General features: G+C 71.6%; 16 protein-coding genes and 1 pseudogene. 4 read left to right on the forward strand and 13 right to left on the reverse strand.

Annotation, left to right across the window (positions count from 1 at the left end; translation table 11 throughout):
* Positions 1–114 precede the first annotated feature (114 nt).
* The 4 genes and pseudogenes from AB0A97_RS07135 to AB0A97_RS07150 all read right to left on the reverse strand — a co-directional run bounded on the left by AB0A97_RS07135 (position 115) and on the right by AB0A97_RS07150 (position 6,826).
* On the reverse strand, positions 115–2,640 hold the full coding sequence (locus AB0A97_RS07135) for a [protein-PII] uridylyltransferase (RefSeq protein ID WP_361147316.1): 2,526 nt from the start codon (positions 2,638–2,640) through the stop codon (positions 115–117).
* Between the two features lie 284 nt (positions 2,641–2,924).
* Positions 2,925–3,263 carry a P-II family nitrogen regulator gene (locus AB0A97_RS07140; RefSeq protein WP_030018395.1) on the reverse strand — a complete coding sequence of 113 codons (339 nt, stop codon included), beginning with the start codon at positions 3,261–3,263 and terminating at the stop codon, positions 2,925–2,927.
* Positions 3,264–3,520: 257 nt separating this feature from the next.
* Positions 3,521–4,813, reverse strand: a pseudogene (locus AB0A97_RS07145) (ammonium transporter); the annotation flags it as partial.
* Between the two features lie 537 nt (positions 4,814–5,350).
* A complete protein-coding gene (locus tag AB0A97_RS07150) occupies positions 5,351–6,826 on the reverse strand; it encodes a hypothetical protein (RefSeq protein ID WP_361145727.1) in 1,476 nt (491 codons plus the stop codon).
* Between the two features lie 1,195 nt (positions 6,827–8,021).
* On the opposite strand from AB0A97_RS07150, the gene AB0A97_RS07155 reads away from it, so the two are divergent.
* On the forward strand, positions 8,022–8,690 hold the full coding sequence (locus AB0A97_RS07155; protein WP_361145730.1) for a bifunctional DNA primase/polymerase: 669 nt from the start codon (positions 8,022–8,024) through the stop codon (positions 8,688–8,690).
* 237 nt (positions 8,691–8,927) lie between these two features.
* Here AB0A97_RS07155 and ftsY read toward each other — a convergent pair whose 3' ends face one another.
* On the reverse strand, positions 8,928–10,154 hold the full coding sequence (gene ftsY, locus AB0A97_RS07160; protein WP_361145733.1) for a signal recognition particle-docking protein FtsY: 1,227 nt from the start codon (positions 10,152–10,154) through the stop codon (positions 8,928–8,930).
* Between the two features lie 514 nt (positions 10,155–10,668).
* On the opposite strand from ftsY, the gene AB0A97_RS07165 reads away from it, so the two are divergent.
* Positions 10,669–12,150 (forward strand): cytosine permease, encoded by a 1,482-nt coding sequence (locus AB0A97_RS07165; RefSeq protein ID WP_361145736.1) that lies wholly within the window; start codon positions 10,669–10,671, stop codon positions 12,148–12,150.
* Positions 12,151–12,242: 92 nt separating this feature from the next.
* Positions 12,243–13,232, forward strand: a complete 990-nt coding sequence (locus AB0A97_RS07170) for an LLM class flavin-dependent oxidoreductase (RefSeq protein ID WP_361145738.1) — start codon at positions 12,243–12,245, stop codon at positions 13,230–13,232.
* Positions 13,233–13,384: 152 nt separating this feature from the next.
* Here AB0A97_RS07170 and AB0A97_RS07175 read toward each other — a convergent pair whose 3' ends face one another.
* The 4 genes from AB0A97_RS07175 to AB0A97_RS07190 all read right to left on the reverse strand — a co-directional run bounded on the left by AB0A97_RS07175 (position 13,385) and on the right by AB0A97_RS07190 (position 19,766).
* A complete protein-coding gene (locus AB0A97_RS07175) occupies positions 13,385–14,803 on the reverse strand; it encodes a sugar porter family MFS transporter (RefSeq protein ID WP_361145741.1) in 1,419 nt (472 codons plus the stop codon).
* A 246-nt stretch (positions 14,804–15,049) separates the two neighbouring features.
* Positions 15,050–18,601, reverse strand: coding sequence for a chromosome segregation protein SMC (gene smc, locus AB0A97_RS07180; RefSeq protein WP_361145743.1), 3,552 nt, complete (start codon positions 18,599–18,601; stop codon positions 15,050–15,052).
* Between the two features lie 295 nt (positions 18,602–18,896).
* The gene (locus AB0A97_RS07185) at positions 18,897–19,103 is read right to left on the reverse strand and encodes a hypothetical protein (RefSeq protein WP_361145746.1); all 207 of its coding nucleotides are present in this window, start codon (positions 19,101–19,103) and stop codon (positions 18,897–18,899) included.
* Between the two features lie 381 nt (positions 19,104–19,484).
* Positions 19,485–19,766, reverse strand: coding sequence for an acylphosphatase (locus tag AB0A97_RS07190; protein WP_361145748.1), 282 nt, complete (start codon positions 19,764–19,766; stop codon positions 19,485–19,487).
* A gap of 136 nt (positions 19,767–19,902) precedes the next feature.
* On the opposite strand from AB0A97_RS07190, the gene AB0A97_RS07195 reads away from it, so the two are divergent.
* On the forward strand, positions 19,903–20,853 hold the full coding sequence (locus AB0A97_RS07195) for a CAP domain-containing protein (protein WP_361145751.1): 951 nt from the start codon (positions 19,903–19,905) through the stop codon (positions 20,851–20,853).
* 19 nt (positions 20,854–20,872) lie between these two features.
* Here AB0A97_RS07195 and AB0A97_RS07200 read toward each other — a convergent pair whose 3' ends face one another.
* The 4 genes from AB0A97_RS07200 to rpmF form a co-directional block, all read right to left on the reverse strand.
* Positions 20,873–21,109, reverse strand: coding sequence for a hypothetical protein (locus AB0A97_RS07200; RefSeq protein ID WP_361145754.1), 237 nt, complete (start codon positions 21,107–21,109; stop codon positions 20,873–20,875).
* Between the two features lie 222 nt (positions 21,110–21,331).
* Positions 21,332–22,192, reverse strand: a complete 861-nt coding sequence (mutM, locus tag AB0A97_RS07205) for a bifunctional DNA-formamidopyrimidine glycosylase/DNA-(apurinic or apyrimidinic site) lyase (protein ID WP_361145757.1) — start codon at positions 22,190–22,192, stop codon at positions 21,332–21,334.
* A 170-nt stretch (positions 22,193–22,362) separates the two neighbouring features.
* Complete coding sequence (gene rnc, locus AB0A97_RS07210; protein WP_361145760.1) at positions 22,363–23,214, reverse strand: ribonuclease III; 852 nt, start codon at positions 23,212–23,214, stop codon at positions 22,363–22,365.
* 19 nt (positions 23,215–23,233) lie between these two features.
* Positions 23,234–23,407 (reverse strand): 50S ribosomal protein L32, encoded by a 174-nt coding sequence (rpmF, locus tag AB0A97_RS07215; protein WP_003951102.1) that lies wholly within the window; start codon positions 23,405–23,407, stop codon positions 23,234–23,236.

Raw genomic sequence — 23,407 nt, forward strand, 5'->3', positions numbered from 1 at the left:
GTGCGGCTTGCGAAGGCGTTCCGGTCGGCGGAGGCGTACCGGTCCGGGGCGATGATCTCCGTGTTGTCGATCTTGCTGGTTTCGGAGCCCGCACCGGGCAGGCGGCCTGTGCGGCTACTTCAAGGCGTGCTCCACCGTCCGTGCCACCTCGACGGCCACCTCGTCCGCCAGAGGTTCTCCCTTTTCGTCCGTGACGTAGAACGCATCCACCGCGTTCGCTCCCAGCGTGCTCACATGGGCGCTGCGTACGGTGACCCGCACGGACTCCAGGGCGCGGCCGATCCGGTGCAGCAGTCCCTGGGCGTCCTGGGCCCGTACCTCGATCACGGTGGCCAGCTCCGAGGTCCCGGGGGCGACCGTCACCCGGGGCGGCGGAGCCTGCATCCCGCGCGAACGACGCGCGTACGCCTGCTCGCGCTCGGCCAGCCTGGCCGGCACGTCCAGCGAGCCGTCCAGAGCCCGTACGAGGTCCGCCCGCAGCCGTACCGCCTGCGGGAGAGAGCCGTATTCGGCGGCCACCCGCCAGCTCAGCAGCAGCACCGGCCCCTCGCCGACGGGATCGACGCTGCGCAGGTCCGCGGCGCGGACGGTCAGGCGGTGCATGGCGAGGACGCCCGCTGCGACGGGCAGCACGCCCGGCTGGTCCGGTACGGCCATCAGCAGTTCGACGCCCACCGGCTCCGGTTCCGGATCTGCCGCGGCGCCCGGACCTGCGGCGGGACCGGCGGGCGGGTCCGTGCGGAGGCGTTCGTCGACTTCGCCGCGGCCCTCCGCCCGGGTGCGCAGGGTGAGGGCCGGGCCGCCGGTACGCCACGCCTCGACGGCCAGGCGCTCCTGCTCGGCGGTCGGCTCGTCCGCCGGGCGCCCTTCTGGTGCGGCCTCCCCCGCCAACCGCGCCGTGACGCGTTTCACCAGATCGGCGACGAGCGACCCGCGCCAGGCGCTCCAGGCCGCGGGGCCGGTCGCCAGTGCGTCGGCCTCGGTGAGGGCGTGCAGCAGTTCCAGCGTCCCGGTACTGCCCACCGTCTCCGCGACCGCATCGATCGTCGCCGGATCGGCCAGGTCCCGGCGGGTGGCCGTCTCGATGAGCAGCAGATGATGCCGTACGAGCGTGGCGATCACCGTCACGTCCCGGGCGTCGAAGCCGATTCTGGTCGCCATGTCCCGGGCGATGGTCTCGCCGGAGACGGAGTGGTCGCCGGGCCAGCCCTTGCCGATGTCGTGCAGCAGAGCCGCGATCAGCAGCAGGTCGGGGCGGTGCACGCGGCGGGTGAGCGCCGCGGCGCGGACGGCGGTCTCGATCAGGTGCCGGTCGACGGTCCAGCGGTGCACGGCGTTGCGTTGCGGACGGCAGCGCACCCGCTCCCAGTCGGGCAGCAGCCAGGTCACGATCCCTTCCGCCTCCAGCGCCTCCCAGACGGGTACGGTCTGTGCGCCCGCGCCCAGCAAGGTGACCAGTTGTTCGCGTGCCTCGGCCGGCCACGGCACGGGCAGGGGCCGGATGGCGGCGCCCGTCCGCAGCCGGCGCACGGCGTGCAAGGACAGCGGCAGTCCGGCCAGCGCGGCGGCGGCAGCGGCGCGCAGGGGAAGCACCGGGTCGCGGTCCGGCCGCGCCGTCCGCGCCAGGACGGCTTCACCGTCCAGTTCGACCACGCCCTCGGCGAGCGGGGACCGCTCTCCCCGTCCCGGCCCGCCCCCGGCCGTACGGCCCCGCAACAGCCCGCGCAGTACGGGGCGTACGGACCGGGACCGCAGCACCCGCCCGACTTCGCGCCAGGTGACGTCGCTCGCGTACGAGATGGTGCGCGCGGATTCGTAGACCTGCCGCAGCAATACGTCCGCGTCCAGTACACCGAGTGCTTGGGCCACCTGGTCCTGGTCCTGGAGAGAGAGCCGGTCGGTGGTGCGGCCGGTGGTCAGGTGCAGTGCGTCGCGCACGTCCAGCAGGCGGGTGCGGGCTGCCTCCAGTCCCTCGCGCGGGGCGTCGGCCAGCCAGGAGGCGGCGACCGCCCGCAGCGCGGTGGCGTCCCGCAGCCCGCCCTTAGCCTCCTTCAGGTCCGGTTCCAGGAGGTACTGCAACTCGCCCTGACGGGCGGCGCGTTCGCGGCTGATCTCGCGCAGCTCCGGCAGGCGTTTGGGAGCCTGTTCGCGCCAGTCGGCCAGCGCGGTGCCGCGCAGGGCGCCGGTCAGTTCCGGGTCGCCGGCCAGGTGGCGGGCGTCCAGCAGGCCGAGCTGGACCTTGAGGTCGTCGCGAGCGGCCTTGCGTGCCTCGGCGGGCGTCCGTACCGAGTGGTCCAGGGCGAGGCCCAGGTCCCAGACCGGGTACCAGAGCCGGTCGGCGAGCTCGGCCACCGTGCGGGCGCCGGCTTTGCCGTCGTGGAGCAGGAGCAGGTCCAGGTCGCTGCGGGGGGAGAGTTCGCCGCGGCCGTAGCCACCGACGGCGACCAGCGCGACGCCGGAGCCGGTGCGGCCGGTCGCGCGCTCGAACAGACCGGCCAGCCAGTCGTCGGTGAGCCGGGCGAGGGCGGCCCGGCGCGCGGCTCCCTCCTGACCCGTGTCCTGCAGAAGCCGCAGCCGGTCCGGGGCGTAACTGTCTTCGCTGCCTTTGCTGTCTTTGCTGTCTTCGGCAGCGGAGGACAGGGTCTGGTGCTGCGGGCCGTCCGGTGCTTCCGTAAGGGCGGTGGTCGCGTCCGCTGCCTGGTTCGTGGCGGCACTCGTCCGGGCCGCAGTGGTGGCGGCGTCGCACTGGTCGCCGTCCTCCGCCGTCTTGCGCACGCTGTCGGTCAACTCAGGCGCTCCTTGGTCATGTCGGCCCCCAGGCACCGGACCTCGAAGGGCCCCGTCCTCACGCTCCTTCCCCCGTGGCGGGTACGGCTCTGCCAGCACGGGGGTACGGACACCCGCACCCGCACCCGCACCCGCACCTACAACGCGTCCGGACCCCGTTCGCCCGTGCGGACGCGGACCGCTTCCTCGACCGGGAGGCTCCAGACCTTGCCGTCGCCGATCTTGCCGGTGCGGGCCGCCTTCACCACGATGTCGATCAGTTCGTCGGCGTCCGCGTCGTCCACCAGGACCTCGATGCGGACCTTCGGAACCAGGTCGACGGTGTATTCCGCGCCCCGGTACACCTCCGTGTGTCCGCGCTGCCTGCCGTATCCGCTGGCCTCGGTGACGGTCAGACCGTGTACGCCGAACGACTGCAGGGCCTCCTTCACCTCGTCGAGCCGGTACGGCTTGATCACTGCCGTGATGAGCTTCACGCGTCCACCCTCTTCTCACTGCCGGAGGCCGGGGCCGGGCCCTGGCCCTTCCCCTGACCCGCGCCCTTGTCCTTGCCCTTGTTCGTATCCCGGTTCGTGCTCTTGCCCGTGCCCTCGTCCGTGCCCTCGTCCGTGTCCTGGTCCGGGCCCTGGTTCGCGCCTCGGCCCTTGCCGTGGCCCTCCCCCTGCGCCTTGTGCCGGGACGGGAACGAGCCGCCACCGAAGGCCGGCCCGGGGGCTGCTGCGCCCACGCCCGCGCGCGCCACCACGCCACCGCCCGTACCGCCGAAGTCGTACGCCGTCTCCGCGTGCGCGGCTTGGTCGACGCCCGCGACCTCCTCGTCCTCGGAGACCCGGAAGCCCATCAGCACGTCGATGATCTTGGCGAGGAGGAAGGAGACGACAAAGGAGTACAGGAGCACGGAGACGACACCGACGGCCTGCTTCCCCAGTTGGTCCAGGCCGCCGCCGTAGAAGAGGCCCTTGACGTCGCTCTGTACGCCGCCGGTGGCGAACAGGCCGACCAGCAGGGACCCGGCGACGCCGCCGACGAGGTGGACGCCGACCACATCGAGGGAGTCGTCGTACCCGAACCGGTACTTCAGGCCGACCGCCATCGCGCACAGCACCCCGGCGATGACGCCCACCCCGATCGCGCCCAGCGGACTGACCGCGCCGCACGCCGGAGTGATCGCGACCAGCCCTGCCACGGCGCCGGAGGCCGCGCCCAGGGTGGTGAAGGAGCCGTGCCGGATCTTCTCGTACCCGAGCCAGCCGAGCATCGCCGCGGCCGTGGCGACCTGGGTGTTGACGAAGGCGACGGCGCCCACGCCGTCGTCGTTGTTCAGCCAGGAGCCCGCGTTGAAACCGAACCAGCCGAACCACAGCAGCCCGGCGCCGAGCATCACCAGCGGCAGGCTGTGCGGCCGCATCGGGTCCTTCTTGAAGCCGATGCGCCGGCCGACGACGAAGAGCACGCCGAGGGCCGCGGCACCCGCGTTGATGTGGACGGCCGTACCGCCGGCGAAGTCGATGACGCCCAGGTCGAAGAGCCAGCCGCCTTCGGCCCACACCCAGTGCGCGACGGGGAAGTAGACGACGGTGGCCCACAGGGCGATGAACAGCGCCCACGCCGTGAACTTCACCCGGTCCGCGAGGGCACCGCTGATCAGCGCGGGTGTGATCACCGCGAACATCAGCTGGAAGACCGCGAAGACGTAGACCGGGATGGAGGTGGTGCCCCACAGCTCGGTCAGGCCGATGCCGCTGAGCCCGGCGAAGTCTCCGGGCCGGCCGAGGAAGCCGCCGCTGTCCTGGCCGAAGGCGACCCCGAAGCCGTACAGCACCCACAGGACGGTGACGATCCCCAGACTGATGAAGCTCATCATCAGCATGTTGAGCACGCTCTTGACCCGGACCATGCCGCCGTAGAAGAAGGCCAGGGCGGGGGTCATGAGCATCACCAGGGCGGTGCAGATGAGCATGAAGCCGGTGTTGGCCGGGCTCAGGGTGGCCTCGTCTGCCGCGAGCGTCATGATGCCTGGGGGCATCGGCGTCTCCTGTCGTCGATGCGGCCCGTGCGGGCGTGGTTCCGGGTGGGCCGACTTTCGCCACGAGGTTGTCGCAGCACCGTTTCGGCCATGACCCGTCGGTGTTTCCCCACGGTGACGAAGCCCTCGTCAGTGTTACGCCCCCATGAACTCCGAGATCAGCCCGCCACGCCCGGTACCTCCCGCAACCCACCGAAACGACCACGTCGGCACCACGCCCCCAGCACCACGCCCACACCGAGACCACGGCACGACGGCCACACCGCGACCGCGCCACCGAGGCCACAGTGCCCCCACGACGCCACCCCCTGCCACGCCAGCCCTGCCCCCTGTCCCTGCCCCCTGCGCCCTGCCTCACCGCACGCCCCACAAAGCCGACCGCGGCTGTCACCCGTTTGACCTGGCGTGGGGGAGCCGAGTCGAGCTGTACGGGGTGACGGGCCGCGGTCGGGGTCTCTGGGAATGCGGTCGAAGAAACGGGGTGAAGAGGGTGCGGTCGCACAGTGGGGCCGAAGGGGGTGCGGCCAGGGAGTGCGGTCAGACGGCCTCCGCGCCGGTTTCCGGCAGTTGCTGGGCCAGTTCGTCGCTGAGCTGGATCACTTCGGCCACGCTTTCGAAGTTCCGCGCCGCGGTGTCCACGGTCTTGCGCAGCCGGGTGTTGACCCGTTCCGAGCGGACCTTCTTCGCCAGCGGTATGGCCTGCTGCGCCAGGACCGCGCACTGCTCCGGCTCCTTCTGGAGCAGGTGCACCGTCGCCATCCCGATCAGATTGAGCGCGTACGAACGCTGGTGCTCCATGTCCCGCGAGAAGAGTTCGACCGCCCGCTGCATCACGGGGTTGGCGAGGGAGGCGTAGGTCGGGCTGCGCCCGGCCACGTAGGCGAGATCGCGGTAGGAATGGGCGTTCTCCGCGTTCAGCTCGGCCTCCGAGAAGAAGCGGATCCAGTCCGGCTCGGGGTCACCGGGCGTCACGTCACCGAAGGTGTCCTCGGCCATCCGCACGGCGCGTTTGACCTTGCTCGGCTGGCCCATGCTCGCGTACGCCCGCGCCTCCATCGCATACAACATCGCCTGGGTACGGGGCGTGGCCGATTCGCGGCTGCCGTACTGCGCGAGGTGGATGAGCTCCAGTGCGTCGTCCGGGCGGTCCAAATGGATCATCTGGCGGCTCATGCTGGAGAGGATGTACGAGCCCAGCGGGCGGTCGCCGGCTTCCTTGGAGGCGTGCAGGGCGAGCACGAAGTACTTCTGCGCGGTGGGTTGCAGGCCGATGTCGTAGCTCATCCACCCGGCCAGCTCGGCCAGTTCGGCGGCGACCTTGAACAGCCGTTTGGAGACCTCTTCGCTCTGCGGTTCCTGCAGCAGGTCGGTGACCTCGTGGAGCTGGCCGACCACCGCTTTGCGGCGCAGTCCGCCGCCGCACTGGGCGTCCCACTGGCGGAACATCACGGTCGTCGACTCCAGCAGGTCCAGTTCCGGGCTGGACAGCCGGTTGGAGCGCCGGGGACGCTCCTGGGACGCCTGCTGCGCGGCGGACGCCTGGCCGGGCGAGACCGGCACCAGCCAGCGCTGCATCGGCTCGATGAGCGCGGGCCCGGCGGCCAGCGCCAAGGAGGTGCCCAGGAAGCCCCGGCGTGCCAGCATCAGGTCGCTGCGGGAGAACTCGCTGATCAGCGAGACGGTCTGGGGGCCGGCCCAGGGCAGGTCGACGCCGGAGACGGACGGGGACTGGTGCGCGGTACGCAGGCCGAGGTCCTCGATGCCGACCACACACCCGAACCGCTCCGAGAACAGTTCGGAGAGGATGCGCGGGATGGGCTCGCGCGGCTGTTCACCGTCGAGCCAGCGCCGTACCCGCGAGGTGTCGGTGCTGATGTGGTGCGCGCCCATCTGGCGTGCGCGCCGGTTGACCTGTCGTGCCAGCTCGCCCTTCGACCAGCCGCTGCGCACGAACCATGAGCCCAACGGTTCGTTGGGACGCTTGTCAGCGCCGGTGCCGCCACTGCCGCCCACTGGAACGCCCCCATTCCGATTGCTGCCTTGCTTCACTGCGCCGCGCCATCGCTTCGCATCGCCGCTCTTCGCCGCTTCCGGGTTTCTTTTCCATACGTCCGCTAATACGGTCCGGACCGCCCCGATGCCTCATTGCGCCGGCGCGGTGTTCCTGCCGCGGCCGCGGTGCCGGTCCGGTGCGGTACGTGGAGGGTGCCGCCCCGCCGGTGCCCGGCCGCGCTGTGGCCGCTGCGGACGGTTTCCGCGCCGCTGCGTCCACGTCGTGGTGTTGCTGTTGTTCCGGTACTGCTGTTGATCCGATACCGCTGTCGTTCGCGTACTGCTGCTGGTCAAGTACTGCTGCTGGTCAAGTACTGCTGTCGTTCCGGATATCGCCGCTCGCCCTACGGTTGTCCGCCGGTCCCGTAGGACCGGCCGTCCCGCGGAACTGCCGGCCCCACGGGTTGCGCCGGTACGACCGACCGTTGACACTGCCGCATCGGTTTCGGCACTTCGCGTTCGCGTCGCCTCGCGTTACTTCCCGTTCTGCTGCTTCGTACGTCTGCTGCTTCCTGCGTCTGCCGGTCCGGCATGTCCTGCGGCAGCTTCTCCGCCGTATCCCTGCCGTGTCCGCTACGTCATGGCTCTACGTCGCCGCTCCACGTCGCCGTAGTGCCTCGGTACCGCGCCATCGCGCTGTTCGCGCACCGGTTCACCGCACCGCTCCGCACGGCCGCCCTGCCGCTGTGCGCCGCGGCCGTGTCCCGTGAATCTGCCACAGGATTCCGTTGAACCTCCCACAGGATGCCGTCTGTTGCGGCGACCGGTACGGGGTTGACCTACCCGACCACGGAATTGAGCCAACCCGATTCGGCAGGGTTCACCCGCCGGTGCGTTGCCTCCGGCATACCCACGCCCGCAGCGTCCCGCCCCGGGTCGTGCACCGAAAGTAATCCTACGATCACGCCCGCGGCGAGGGCGATCCGCTAAACGCCACCATTCGCCACCCCTTTGAATGAACTCCCCGACCGGTCCTCGCGATTGACTTGACACAGGTCGAGAGGAGACGGACGGAAAGGAGTGCGCACAGGCGCGCGTCGCACGCCGCACCACCCACCGCACCACAACGCGCCACGGACACCGACCTCTCCTGACGGAGCGTCACGACTTCGCTCCCACACGTAACCACTGGCACGCACCACCCGTTGGAGGAGGCATGGGCTTCACGATCGGCGGCATCCGCGACATCCGGTCCGGCTCACGGCGTCGCGCCCGCTCGACCGAGATCACGGCGGTGGCGGAGTACACGGGACTGTGGGGCTGGGACGTGGTGCCCGGCGCCCGCGCGGCCCGCGGCGGGAACGGACGTACGGTCTGCTCGTGCGGTGCGGACGACTGCGCCTCCCCCGGCGCGCACCCGCTGGCCCACGCGGACGGACTGGCGGCCGGCGCGACGCTGGAGGAGGCCGCCGTCGTCTGGGCGAGGACGCCCGGTGCGGCCGTCCTGCTCCCGGTGGGCCGGACCTTCGACGTCCTCGAAGTGCCGGAAGGGGCGGGGCGCAGCGCGCTCGTACGGCTGGAACGGATGGGTCTGCCGCTCGGTCCGGTGGCCGCCACGCCGACGGGCCGCGCCCTGTTCTTCGTGGCGCCCGGTGCCGCCGCCGGGCTGCCCGGTCTGCTCTACCGGATGGGCTGGGACGACGCCGCCCTCGATCTGTGTCCGCGCGGCCCCGGCGACCATGTCACGGCCCCGCCGTCCGACCTCGGCGGGCTCGGCCCGATGCGGTGGCTGCGGCCGCCCACCCTGGACACGGCCGGGCGGCCGCCGCAGGCCCGGCTGCTGCTGGGCACACTCGCGTACGTGTGCCACCGGTCGGCCGCTTGACCTCGGGCCCGGACGGAACCGCGCCCCATCCGCGCCCCCGCCCGCCTACGCCGCACCCGCGCCGCAATGCAGCCCGCCACGCCACGCCCCGCCTCCCCGCGCCACGGCGTACCCCGGCATACCCCGCCTTCCCGCCCAGAAGCCCCGCCCCGCCCCCCACCCACCAAAAAGCCCCGCAGCGATCATCCGCTGCGGGGCTCTTCCCACCGGCTGCGCCCGTAAGGCCATCTGCCCGCCCTAGTCGCCGATCAGGGCGTCCACGAATGCCTCCGGCTCGAACGGCGCCAGGTCGTCCGCGCCCTCGCCGAGACCGACGAGCTTGACCGGTACGCCCAGCTCCCGCTGGACCGCGACGATGATGCCGCCCTTGGCCGTGCCGTCCAGCTTGGTCAGCACGACACCGGTGATGTCCACGACCTCCGCGAACACGCGGGCCTGCACCAGGCCGTTCTGGCCGGTGGTGGCGTCCAGGACGAGGAGGACCTCGCCGACCGGGCCGTGCTTCTCCACGACCCGCTTGACCTTGCCCAGCTCGTCCATCAGGCCGGTCTTGGTGTGCAGCCGGCCCGCGGTGTCGACGAGGACCACGTCGGCGCCCTCGGCGATACCTTCCTTCACCGCGTCGAAGGCGATCGAGGCCGGGTCGCCGCCCTCCGGACCGCGGACCGTACGGGCACCGACCCGCTCGCCCCAGGTCTGGAGCTGGTCGGCGGCGGCGGCGCGGAAGGTGTCGGCGGCGCCGAGGACGACCGACTTGCCGTCGGCGACCAGGACACGGGCCAGCTTGCCGGTGGTGGTGGTCTTGCCGGTGCCGTTGACGCCGACGACCATGACGACGCCGGGGATCTCCTGGCCGTCCTTGCCCACCGCGTTGTCGGTGGCGACCGCGCGGTCCTGGTCCGTACCGATCAGCTTGAGCAGCTCTTCGCGCAGCAGCGCGCGCAGCTCCTCGGGGGTACGGGTGCCGAGCACCTTCACGCGCTCGCGCAGCCGCTCCACCAGTTCCTGCGTGGGCGCGACACCCACGTCGGCGGTGAGCAGCGTGTCCTCGATCTCCTCCCAGGTGTCCTCGTCGAGGTGCTCGCGGGAGAGCAGCGTGAGCAGGCCCTTGCCCAGCGAGTTCTGGGAGCGGGAGAGCCGGGCGCGCAGCCGCACGAGCCGGCCGGCGGTCGGCTCGGGGACCTCGACCTCGGGGGCGGCGGGGGCGGGCGGCGTTTCGGCCACCGGCTCCTCGACGGGCGCCTCGGCCGGCGGCAGGTCGACTTCTTCTATGGTGCGACGGGTTTCGTCGCGGGGGGTCTCGGCGTCCTCACCGACCTGCGGTTCCGCAGGGGGCGCGGTGACGGACGGGGTGGTCGGCGGGGCCGGCGGCAGCTGCTTCTTCTTGCGGCTGCTGACGACGAGCCCGCTGATCGCGCCGAGCGCGACCACAGCGATGACTACAGCAAGGATGACGATTTCCATAACCCGTCCAGTATCGGTCACACCCCGCCGTGCGGGACCGCACACGCCGAACCTGGACGTCGCCTGTCCGGGTTCACTCGCCGCGGGGCCGCTCGCCACCCCCTGGAGGAAAAGTCCGGACATCGCGCACCACAGTCCGGGCCCCGAGCGCGGCGGCCCTGATCGTCGGCCCAGGTCGGCCGCCTGACCCGGCGCGGCGCCGCCTGCCCCCCGGCGCACGCACCCCCGCGCCGGGGGCGCGGTCGATATCCGTCGTGTCGGCCGGGCGTTGAAAGCCCCTGCTCCGGACTGCCGCACACCCCGCCTGACCTGCGCCTCAGCCGACCGGACGGGAGGCTCCGACGAGTTCGGGGACAGCGAGCGGTCGTCGTTGGACACAACAAGGCGTATGAACCGAAGTTGGATCAAAGTACGATAGCTCTCGGCTGCGCAACGCGCGTAGAGTCCTGGCAACCCCCTCCCCTTCGCCAGGCATCACAGCCGCTGCCTGAACCCGCACGGAGACACCTGCACCATGGGCACCACGTCCACGGACACCATGTCCGCTCCTGAAACCGAAGGCGCCGTCGAGCAACGAGGCATCGAGCCCGTCCCCGACCACGAACGCCACGGCCGCGTCCGCGAACTCTTCCCGACCTGGGTCGCCGCCAACATCAGCGTGCTGCTGCTCACCATGGGTGCCTCCCTGGTGATCACCAACGGTCTGAACTTCTGGCAGGTCCTGATCGTGGCCGCCATCGCCTCCGTCGTCTCCTTCGGCATGGTCGGCGTGCTGTCGGTCTCCGGCAAGTGGGGCGGCGCGCCCGGCGCGATGCTCTCCCGTGCCGCCTTCGGTGTGCGGGGCAACTACTTCCCGGGCGCGATCCTGTGGGTGGCCCGCTTCGGCTGGGAGACGATCAACGCGGTCAGCGGCGCGTACGCCGTACTGACGGTCCTGAAGCTGCTGTTCGGCATCGAGGCCAACAACGTCCTCACCGTGATCACGCTGCTGCTCTTCGTCGCGACGACGTTCCTGGTCAGCGGCATGGGCCGGAAGGCGCTCAACGTCTGCAACAAGTACTCGACGTACCTGTTCAGCGTCTTCAGCATCATGGTGCTGGTCTACCTGATCGCCGAGATGCCGTGGGGGAAGATCTTCTCCCAGTCGGCGGGCAGCACCGCCCTGATGATCGCCGGTATCGGCACCATCGCGGCGGGCGGCATCAGCTGGGTGCCCACCGGTCCGGACTTCGCGCGCTACCTGCCGCACTCCGCCTCCGGCAAGAAGATCGTCGGCACCACCATCTCCGGCGCGGCCCTGGTGATGGTCCCGATGGTGCTGATGGGCGGCATCATGGCCGTCTCCAAGCCCGACCTGGCCAACCAGAACACCGACCCGATGTCCTTCCTCGGCGAGGTTCTGCCGACCTGGCTGGCGATCCCCTACCTGATCACCGCGCTGGTCGGGATGCTGCTGATCAACAGCCTGTCGATGTACTCGGCCGGTTTCACCGCGCAGACCATGGGCGTCAAGCTGCCGCGTGCCCTGGCCGTGAGCATCAACGCGGTCATCAGCCTGGTCGGCGGCGCGTTCATGATGCTGGTGGCCAAGGACTTCATCGGCCAGTTCATCACCTTCCTGACGCTGCTCGCGGTGTCCTTCTCCGCCTGGATCGGGGTGTACGCCGTCGACATGGCGCGCCGCCGGAACATGGCGGTCCGCTACGACGGCGACAGCCTGATGAACGTCAGCCGCGCCAGCCGTTACTGGTACGCGGGCGGCTTCTGCTGGCAGGCGCTGACAGCCTGGGCCGCGGCGCTGGTGGTGGGCCTGTGCCTGACCAAGGTCACCTGGTTCACCGGCCCGCTGGCCGAGACCTGGCCGGGCAAGCACGGCCTGGGCTGGGCGGCCACGATCGTGATCGCCGCGGTGGTCTTCGCGGTGCTGCCGAAGCCGAAGGAGACGGTGCCCGCGGGTGCCGCCGCCCCGGCCGCGGAGCCGGCGCCGGTCGGCTGATTCAGCGCCCGCACCCTTCTCACCTGATGTGACGTCAGCTAGCGTCCCCTTCGCCAACCGGGCCCACCGCCTCGGTGAAGGGGACGTTCGTCATGCCCGTAACGGTCCTGCGCTTCAACCTCGCCGACCCCTCCCCCACCCCCGCCTCACTCAGCGCGCGCTACCGGGCGGCCGTCGAGATGGCCGCCTTCGCCGACGACCGGGGCCTGACCACGGTCCAGACCGAGGAGCACCACGCCACGGACAACGGCTGGATGCCGGCGCCGCTGGCGTTCGCCGGCACGGTCCTGGGCGCCACCCGGCGGATCACCGTCACCGTCTCCGCCCTGATCACACCGCTGCACGACCCGCTGCGGCTGGCCGAGGAGATCGCCGTACTGGATCTGCTGAGCGGCGGCCGGCTGGTCACCGTGGCGGGCATCGGCTACCGGCCCGAGGAGTACGCGGCGCACGGCCGGGACTGGCACTGGCGGGGCAAGCTCCAGGACGAGGTGCTGGAGACGCTGCTCGCCGCCTGGAAGGGTGAGCCGTTCCGCTACCGGGGCCGTACGGTGCGGGTCACCCCGCGCCCGTACACCCAGCCCCATCCGCTGCTGCTGGTCGGCGGCAGCTCCCGGGCCGCCGCGCGCCGGGCCGCACGGCTGGGGCTGCCGCTCTTCCCCAGCGCGCATCTGCCCGAGCTGGAGGCGTACTACCACGCGCGGCGCGCCGAGTACGGGACCGAGGGCTGGGTGCTGCAGCCCGACGCCCGTACGAGTCTGCTGCACGTGTCCGAGGATCCGGACCGGTCCTGGGCCGAGTACGGCGGGCATCTGCTGCACGAGGCGCGAACGTACGCCGCGTGGCAGGCCCCCGGTGCGGAGTCGGCCGTGCGGTCCGCCGCCGACGACGTGGCGGCGCTGCGCCGGGAGGGGGTCTACCGGATCGTGACACCCGAGGAGTGTGTGCGGCTGGCCGGGGAGGCGGGGCCGACGGGGTCGCTGATCCTGCATCCGCTGTGCGGCGGGATGCCGGTGGACGAAGGCTGGCGTTCCGTACACCTGTTCGCGGAGCGGGTGGTTCCGCACCTGAAGGAGAGCTGAGGCGCCGGCCCGCTTCCCTGCTTCAACGGAAAACCATTCACGGGGAAAAGAAGTGCCCGCGAGCCCTGGCGCGCGATAAAGGAGCTGCCCCGGTCCGACGGACGGACCGGGGCAGCTGCCCACAACTGAGGAGAAGGGCTGGCGGGGGGTTGTTAGCCCATCTCCTCCAACGCCTTGCCCTTGGTCTCCTTCACGAATTTCAGCACGAAGGGGATCGAGAGCAGAGCGAAGATCATGTAGATCACGTACGTACCCGAAAGATTCCAGTCGGAAAGGCTCGGGAAGCTGGCAGTGATGGCCCAGTTGGCGATCCACTGCGCACACGCCGCGACACCGAGCGCAGCGGCACGGATCTTGTTCGGGAACATCTCACCGAGGAAGACCCAGACCACGACGCCCCAGGACAGGGCGAAGAAGAGCACGAAGGCATGGGCCGCGACCAGGGCGACCGTGCCCTGGGCGGTCGGCAGCGTGCCGTCCGCGGTCTTCGAGGCGAAGGCCCAGGCCTCCAGCGCGAGGGCGACGGCCATACCGGCGGAACCGATCAGCGCCAGCGGACGGCGGCCGATCCGGTCCACGAAGACCATCGCGATCACGGTGCCGATGATGTTGATGATCGAGGTGGTGAAGCTGTAGAAGAACGAGCTGCTCGGGTTGATGCCGACGGACTGCCACAGCGTCGAGGAGTAGTAGAACGCCACGTTGATGCCGACGAGCTGCTGGAAGACCGAGAGGCCGATACCGATCCAGACGATCGGCAGGAAGCCGGCCTTGCCGCCCAGGAGGTCCTTGAAGCTGGACTTGTGCTCCCGGCGCATCGCCTCCTTGATCTCCGAGACGCGGGTGTCCAGGTCGACGCCCCGGCCCTCGACCTCGGCCAGCACCTCCTTGGCCTTGGCGGTCTTGCCGACGGAGATCAGGAAGCGGGGCGACTCGGGGATCGCGAAGGAGAGCAGCCCGTAGAGCACGGCCGGTACGACCATCACGCCGAGCATCCACTGCCAGGCCTCCAGACCCGCCAGCTTGCCGCGCTGGTCACCGTCGGCGAGGTTGAGGATGCCCCAGTTCACCAGCTGCGAGATCGCGATGCCGATGACGATCGCGGCCTGCTGGAAGGAGCCCAGGCGCCCCCGGTACGCGGGCGGCGCGACCTCGGCGATGTAGGCCGGGCCGATGACCGAGGCCATACCGATCGCGATGCCGCCCAGGACGCGCCACATGGCCAGGTCCCACAGGGCGAACGGCAGCGCCGAGCCGACCGCGCTGATCGTGAAGAGCGCCGCGGCGATCTGCATGACGCGGATCCGGCCGATGCGGTCCGCGATCCGGCCGGCCGTGGCGGCGCCGATGGCGCAGCCGATCAGCGCGATGGCGATCACCTGGGCGAGCCCCGCGGAGCCCACTTCGTAGCGGCCGCGGATCGCCTCGACGGCGCCGTTGATCACGGAACTGTCGTAGCCGAAGAGGAAGCCGCCCATCGCGGCAGCCGCGGTGATGAAGATGACATGGCCGAGGTGATCCGGCTGGGCCTTGCGGCCTTCCGGAGTCGTCGGCTGCGCGGTGCTGGTCAACGTGTACTCCAGTGCCCGGCTGCGCTGCCGGGCGTAGGGGGCTGGCCCTTCCAGTGGCGCATAGGTTGGGGGTACCCACCACTTGAAGGTAAAAGCAACGTTGCAGACCCTATGCCTTCAAGTTTCGAAGTCAATAGGTCGTGATGAATTTGTTTCGCCGGAGCTTCGCGGTCATTGCGTTCAAGTTATGAAGCGTGCCGGGGTCGCGGGAAGCGTGTATGCCACAGCCGGGTACCCTGCGCGCGGTCACCGGAGCCGCTGGCTGATGACCTTCGAGACGCCGTCGCCCTGCATCGACACCCCGTACAGCGCGTCGGCGACCTCCATCGTCCGCTTCTGGTGCGTGATCACGATCAGCTGGGAGCTCTCCTGCAGCTCCTCCATGATCCCGATCAGCCGCTGCAGATTGGTGTCGTCCAGCGCCGCCTCGACCTCGTCCATCACGTAGAACGGGCTGGGGCGTGCCTTGAAGATCGAGACCAGCAGCGCCACCGCGGTCAGCGACCGCTCGCCGCCCGACAGCAGCGACAGCCGCTTGACCTTCTTGCCCGGCGGGCGGGCCTCCACGTCCAGGCCGGTGGTGAGCATGTGGTCCGGGTCGGTCAGCACCAGCCGCCCCTCGCCGCCCGGGAACAGCCGCGCGAAGACGCCCTCGAACTCCCTGGCGGTGTCGTGGAAGGCCTCGGTGAAGACCTGCTCCACCCGCTCGTCGACCTCCTTGACCACCCGCAGCAGGTCGGTACGGGTCTTCTTCAAGTCTTCAAGCTGCTCGCTGAGGAACTGGTGCCGTTCCTCCAGCGCGGCGAACTCCTCCAGCGCCAGCGGGTTCACCTTCCCGAGCTGCTGATACGCCCGCTCGGCGGCCTTGAGCCGCTGCTCCTGCTCGGCCCGTACGTAGGCCACCGGCCGGTTGCGCGGGTGCTCCGGGTCCGCCGGCAGCTCCTCGCCCTGCGCGGCCGGGGACGGCGGTACGGGCTGGTCGGGGCCGTACTCGGCCGCCAGTGCGGCGGGCTCGACGCCCAGCTCCTCCAGTGCCTTGGCCTCCAGCTGCTCGATCCGCATCCGCTTCTCGGCGCCCAGCACCTCGCCCCGGTGGACCGAGTCCGTCAGCTTGTCCAGCTCGTCCTTCAGCTCCCGGCTCGCGTTGCGCTCGGCCACCAGCGCCTGCTCGCGCTCCTGCTTGGCGAGCTCCGCGGTCAGCCGCTCCTCCTCGGCCCGGACGACCGAGACCTCGACGTGCGCCAGCAACTGCCGCGCCCCGGAGGCCACCGCGGACGCCACCGCCGCCTCGTGGCGGGCCCGGGCGCGCCGCTGCTCGGCACGGGCCCGTGCCTCACGTTCGGCCCGCGCCGCGCGGTCCAGGCCGTCGGCCCGGCCCGCCAGGGCCTTGACCCGCTCCTCGTGCGTACGGGCCTGGAGGCGGGCCTCCATCTCCGTCTGCCGCGCGTTGGCGCCGTCCGCGGCCAGCCGGTCCCGTACGGAGGTGTCCGGCTCCGCGTCGCCGGGCTCCTCCTCGGCCACCGCCAGCCGCGCGGCCAGCTCCTCGGCCTCTTCGGTCGCCCGTTCGAGCGCTTCCTCCGCCTTCGCCGCGGCCGCGGCCGAGCGCTCCGCCTCGTCGGCGGCGCCGCGTGCCTGGCCACCGAGGCGGCCCAGGTCACCCGCGACGCGGGACTTCTCGCGGTCGGCGGCGCTCCGCAGCTCCCCCGCCTCCTCGGCCAGCCGCGCGCACGCGTCCCGCCGTTGCCGCGCCGCCTCGTGAGCGGCGGTCAGTTCCGCACAGCGTTCGCCCAGTTCGGCGGCCTCGGCCGCGGCCTCGTCGACGGATGCCTGCACTTCCAGCAGGCTCGGCGCGCCGGCCGACCCGCCCTGCGCGAAGTGCGCCCCGAGGACGTCACCTTCGGCGGTCACCGCCGTCAGCTCCGGCCGGGACGCCACCAGTTCCTCGGCGTCCTCCAGCGAGCCGACGACCACGACGCCGCGCAGCAACCACCGTACGGAGCGCAGCAACTCGTCCGGGCCGCCGACCAGTTCGGATGCGAGCGGCAGGCCGCCGGAATCCACGTCCGGGCTCGACTCCGGGCCCGCGCCCAGCACCATCGCGGCACGTCCCGCGTCCTCCTTGCGCAGGAGGCGAATCGCTTCGGCAGCCGTGGCCGGGTCGGCCACGGCCACGGCGTCCGCCGCCGCGCCGAGTGCCGCCGCCACCGGCACCTCGTGGCCCGGTGCGACGGTCAGCAGTTCGGCGGCCGGGCCGAGCAGGCCGGTCAGCCGGTCGGCCGCGCCGAGCAACGCGCCGGTCCCGTCCTTGCGGCGCAGCCCGAGGGCCAGCGCCTCGTGGCGGGCGGAGACCGCCGCGCGCTGCCGCTCGGCGGCCGTCTGCGCGTCGCGCGCGGCGCTCAGCGCGGCCTCCGCGTCGGCCAGGTCCTGTTTCGCGGCCTCGTGCTGCCGCGACAGGTCGGCGTCGTCCGCGTCCAGCCCGTCCACCTCGGCCTTGAGGGTTTCGTACTGCTCCTGGGCGTGGGCCGCGCGCTGCCGCGCCTCGTCCCTGGCCGCGGCCAGCCGCCCGATCTCGGCCTGCGCCGAAGCCGCCCGGCCGCGCGCGGCCGTGACCTGCCCGTGCAGCCTGGCCAGTCCCTCCCGCCGGTCCGCCATGGCGCGCGCGGCGTCCCGCAGCCGCCGCTCCTCGTCCGCCAGCTGCCGCTCCAGGGCGGCCCGGTGCTCGACGGTGTCCTCCAGCGCCCGGCTCGCCGCCTCCAGCGCGGCTTCCAGCTCGGCCTCCTGCTCGCGGACCCGGGCCGCCTCCCGTTCCAGGTCCTCCGGGTCGCGGCCGCGCCGTTCCTCCGGCGGGGCGGCCGTCGCGCTCTTGACCCGCGCGTCGGCCAGCGAGATCGTGCCGCGCACCCGCTCGGCGAGCTGCGACAGCTCGTAGTACGTCTGCTGGGCCCGCTGGAGCCGCGGCGTCAGCGTCCGTACCTCCTCCTCCAGGGCGGCCTCGCGCCGTGTCGCCTCCTTGAGCCGCCGCTCGGCGGTCTCCTTGCGCTGCTTGAGCGCCGCCTCGTCCGCGATCTCCGCGCGCAGCGCCTCGCGCAGTGTCACGAGGTCGTCGGCGAGCAGCCGCAGCCGGGCGTCGCGCAGGTCGGCCTGGATGACGGCGGCCCGGCGGGCCACGGCGGCCTGCCGGCCCAGCGGCTTGAGCTGCCGCCGCAGCTCGTCGGTGAGGTCCTGGACGCGCGCCAGGTTCGCCTTCATCGCCTCCAGCTTCCGCAGCGCCTTCTCCTTGCGCTTGCGGTGCTTGAGGACGCCGGCGGCCTCCTCGATGAAGGCGCGGCGCCCCATGGGGTCGGCGTGCAGGACGGAGTCGAGCTGGCCCTGCCCGACGATGACGTGCATCTCGCGGCCGATGCCGGAGTCCGAGAGCAGCTCCTGGATGTCCAGGAGGCGGCAGGTGTCCCCGTTGAGCTGGTACTCGCTGCCGCCGTTGCGGAACATCGTCCGCGTGATGGTGACCTCGGCGTAGTCGATGGGCAGGGCGCCGTCGGCGTTGTCGATGGTCAGCGAGACCTCGGCGCGGCCCAGCGGCGGCCGGCCGGTCGTCCCGGCGAAGATCACGTCTTCCATCTTGCCGCCGCGCAGCGACTTGGCGCCCTGCTCGCCCATGACCCAGGACAGGGCGTCGACGACATTGGACTTGCCCGACCCGTTGGGGCCCACGACACAGGTGATGCCGGGTTCAAAACGCAGTGTCGTGGCGGAGGCGAAGGATTTGAATCCTCGCAGTGTCAGGCTCTTGAGATGCACGCCGTTGGACTCTACCGCCCACGTCCCGCCGGGAGCCGCCCCGGCACGAGGACCCCGGCGCGGCCGCCCGGACGGGGAGCGCGAGGCCGGTCGCCGGGCGCCCGCGCTCCTCGCGGCGGTGTGATTTCGGTTTCGTTGCTGAAGGTGCAGGGCACATCAGACGGTGAGGGCCGACCGGGAGCCGAAGAGAAAAGCGACGGAAAACGACGAAGGGACGCCGAAGCGTCCCTTGAAGATCTTGCTAGCGGTGCCTCAAGCGGCTGGCGAAACAGCCCGCTGACCCCGGGGGATGGGGTCAGGTGAGCGCGGGCTCCGCCTGGGGTACGTCGATGCCCTCAAGCATCGAGTCGTCGTGACGTGCGGCAGCGGACAGCATGTCGTTTTCGGCCTGCATCCGGATGAGTTCGGATTCGAGGTCCTGGACGCGCTGCTGAAGCCGTCGCATCTCGGAGAGGACTCGGGGGTCGGAGCCGCCGACGTAACCGAGAAGCGCCTTTGCCATGATGGATGGTCCTCCACACTGAGTGACCGACCGAAGCGGTGTGGGTCGTGAGGGATTCGCACCCGCGGTGCTTGCCATTGTCCTGCGAACTCAATGCCAAACAGCTAAGGTGCGCGGGGCTTCCAGAGTCTCACCAAAAGGTTTGAGGGTCAACACGATCACGCCCCGTATCCTTGGGCGCCCGGGAGTCCGCGGCCACGGCAACGCCGGACCGGCTCCCCAGAAAAGCGCCTCGGGGGCGTGGAGATCATCCTTACAGCGGCAGCCTTCCACGGGTCGGCCGAGTTGGCAACCACCAGGTCATGACTGCATTGTGCATCTGACGGGGACACGCAGAACCGGCCCCGCGTCCGGTTCCCGGATACCGCGCGCCGCACCGGGTCAGCGGATCGCGAAGCCGTCGTAACCGCCCCGCGGAGTGTCCCAGATCTCACCGACCCCTTCGACACGTCCGGGCGTGTCGCCGGTGCGCAGCCACTCCAGAAGCTCCTCGCACCGTTGGCGGGGTCCCTCGGCGACGACCTGGACCCGGCCGTCTTCGAGATTGAGGGCGAACCCCACGAGGCCGCCGATCCGCAGGGCGTTGGCCCGGGTGAACCACCGGAAGCCGACCCCTTGGACCCGGCCGCGCACCCAGGCGGTCAGGCGGACATCTTCGTTCATGTCTGCACGTTAACCGGCCAATTGCTCGGCGGGCACATCGGCCCCACACGTCATGGCGTACAGTCGCCCGGCAAACGAGACTCACCCGTACGGGTGAGGCGCGTTGACGCTCGTGTGGACAGAAGGAAGGCAGTGGATGGGCCGCCATCGACGCTCCGCTCCCGCATCGCCCGAAGCCGCCGGAGCCACGGACCAGGCCGGAAGCCCGGCCTCCGCATCTCCCGCGCACGCGGGCCCCGCGCACTCCGGCCGCCACCGTGGCAACCGCCCCGCGCGCGACCGCCGGTCCGCACCGGTCCGCACCGGACTGCTCGGCGCTTCGGCCGCCGTGGCGATGGGCGCGGTCGCCGTCGCCTCGGGCCTGCTACCCGGCGGCGGGCAGTACGACTGGGGCGGCAGCGGCGGCTCCGGCGAGCGGGTGCGCGCCGACGCCCTGCCGCACACCACGCCGCGCGACGCGGCGTCCGTGTCGCCCACGGACCGGGGCACCGGGCAGGCCAGCCGCGGCGAGACCCGGCCCGGCCTCCCGGACCGGACGCGCCCCACGTCGTCCGCCGCCCCGTCGGCCACCCCGGCCCCCCGGCGCCCGTCCACGCCCGCGGCGGACACCGCCCCCGACCGGGACCGCACGCAGCGGCCGGACCGTACGGCGACCACCCCCGCGCCCCCGAAGCGCACCCCGACCGCCTCCGCGGCCCCGGACACCTCGCCCTCCGCGGCCGAGTCACAAGTGGTGGACCTGGTCAACCAGGAGCGCGCGAAGGCCGGCTGCTCACCGGTGACCGCCGACCGCGAACTGGGCGTCCTGGCCCGGAACTTCAGCGAGGACATGGCGCGCCGCGGCTTCTTCGACCACACCGACCCGGACGGCCGCAGCCCGTGGGACCGGGCCAAGGAGGCGGGCATGGAGAACCTGGGCGGCGAGAACATAGCGCGCGGCCAGGCCGACGCCCGCGCGGTAATGGACACCTGGATGCACAGCACCGGACACCGCGCCAACATACTGAACTGCGAATACAAGACCTTGGGGGTCGGAGCGCACTTCGGCTCGGGCGGCCCGTGGTGGACACAGGACTTCGGCTTCTGAGCCGGGCGGCGGCGTCGGCTCAGCCCTCCGCGTCCTCCGGAAGGCTGTCCCATTCCTCGCCGTCGCGGTAGAGCTCGTAGCCGTGCTCGGCGGCGATCTCCTCCGCCTGGGTGCGGCTGTGCACCGTGACCTCGTGCCGCTCGCTGACCACCTCGCCGTGTACGCCGCCTTCTTCGACCACCTCGATCGCGTGTGTCTCGTACACGACGCTGCCGGGCGCCGCCGAGCTCCAGACCAGATGCATACTCGTCGCCATCGGATCCCAACCTCCGAAGGTATGGCCCCCTGGCTACAGGGTCGCATCTCCATCCGTACGAAAGCACGCGTATGCGGGTGGGTCGGCGTGTACAGGTCCCCGCGTACGGGCGGCATGCCCGGGGGCCGGGCGTGCGGGGTGGGCGCGCGGGCCGGGCGCGCGCTGTACGGATCTACGGCGCGCCGGTGTGCGGGCTTGGAGCCTGAGTGGTGACACAGGCTCTTACGGACGCGGCGGTCGCTGGCAGCGGGGGCAGAAGTAGCTGGAGCGGTTCATCCAGGGGCGGCGGCGCATGGCCGTGCCGCAGCGCCGGCACGGTTCGTCCTCGCGCCCGTACGCGTCCAGCGACCGTTCGAAGTAGCCGGACTCGCCGTTGACGTTGACGTAGAGGCTGTCGAAGCTGGTGCCGCCGACGGCGAGCGCGGCGCTCATGACGTCGCGGATGTGGCCGAGCAGCTCGGTGGTGCGGGGGCGGGTGAGGGTGGCGGTCGGGCGGTCGTAGTGCAGCCGGGAGCGCCACAGTGCCTCGTCGGCGTAGATGTTGCCGACACCGCTGATCAGCGACTGGTCCAGCAGCGCGCGCTTGACGGTGGTGCGGCGGCGGCGCAGCGCGTCGTGGAAGGCGGCGTCGTCGAAGGCCGGGTCGAGCGGGTCGCGGGCGATGTGCGCGATGACGTCGGGGAGCCCTTCGAGGTCGCCGGGCACGGCGTCGTGCAGCGACAGCCCGCCGAAGGTGCGCTGGTCGACGAAGCGCAGCTCGGTGCCGGCGTCGTCGTCGAAGGTGAGGCGGACGCGCAGGTGCTTCTCGTCGGGGGCGTCCTGCGGCTGGACCAGGAGCTGCCCGCTCATGCCCAGGTGGGCGAGGACGGACAGGCCGTCGGTGACCGGGAGCCAGAGGTACTTGCCGCGGCGCCGGGCCTCGCCGATGCGCTGCCCCCGAAGGCGCGTCGCGAAGTCGACGGCTCCGGCGGTGTGCCTCCGGACGGCCCGCGGGTGCAGGACCTCGACGGCGTCGACGGTACGGCCCCGTACCCACCGCTCCAGTCCGCGGCGTACGACCTCGACCTCGGGCAGCTCGGGCACGGCTCTCCTCGTCATGGGGCGTCCGCCGCGAGCGCGCGGAGGACGCGGTACGGATGGTGCGCGCCGGCCGCGGGAAGCGGGCCTCGCGCGGGCGGTACGGCCCCGCAAAGCACTGCCCGGCCGCCCTCCCCTGTACGGGGCGGACGACCGGGAGTGACGAGCTCTGCGGCTCAGCCGGAGACGGGCGGCTCCCCTGCCGGGGGAACCACGGGCTCCCCGGACGGCGGAACCACGGGCTCCCCCGCCGGCGGCGCGTCCGCGGCCTTCTCGGCCGCTTCGTCCGACGCCGCGCGGATCGCCCGCCAGGCGGACTCGGCCGCCTGCTGCTCGGCTTCCTTCTTGCTGCGGCCGGTGCCGGTGCCGTACGAGACACCACCGACGCGGGCAGCAGCAGTGAAGGTCTTCTCGTGGTCCGGACCGGTCTCGCTGACCACGTACTCCGGGACACCGAGACCTTCGGTCGCGGTCAGTTCCTGGAGGCTGGTCTTCCAGTCCAGGCCGGCCCCCAGGCCGGCGGACTTCTCGATGAGCGGGTCGAAGAGCCGGTGCACCAGCTCGCCGGCCGCGTCGAGGCCCTGGTCGAGATAGACCGCGCCGATCACCGCTTCGAGGGTGTCGGCCAGGATGGAGGCCTTGTTCCGGCCTCCGGTGCCTTCTTCGCCCCGGCCGAGGCGGATGAAGGCGCCGAGGTCGAGGCCACGGCCCACCTCGGCGAGTGCGCGCGAGTTGACCACCGCGGCCCGCAGCTTGGCCAGCTGGCCTTCGGGCAGGTCGGGGTGGGTGCGGTACAGCGTGTCCGTGACCACCAGGCCGAGCACCGAGTCCCCGAGGAACTCCAGCCGCTCGTTGGTGGGCAGACCGCCGTTCTCGTACGCGTACGAGCGGTGCGTCAGCGCACGCACCAGAAGGGCGGACTCAAGGTGATACCCGAGCCGCCCTTCCAGAAGCGTGTGGGACGAGGCCGTGTCCGCCGGTGCCGTTTCAGCCCCGCGCTTGCGGGGAGACGTCTGGGCGTCTGACATAGAGCCTGTCACCAGCCGATCAGACCTCGAGGACCTGTCGCTTGTTGTAGGTGCCGCAGCTCGGGCACGCGATGTGCTGCTGCTTCGGCTCGTGGCAGCGCTCGCACGCCACCAGGGTGGGGACCGCAGCCTTCCACTGCGACCGGCGGTGGCGCGTGTTGCTGCGCGACATCTTCCGCTTCGGAACAGCCAC

Source organism: Streptomyces sp. NPDC045470 (assembly GCF_040646595.1).
GTDB lineage: Bacteria > Actinomycetota > Actinomycetes > Streptomycetales > Streptomycetaceae > Streptomyces.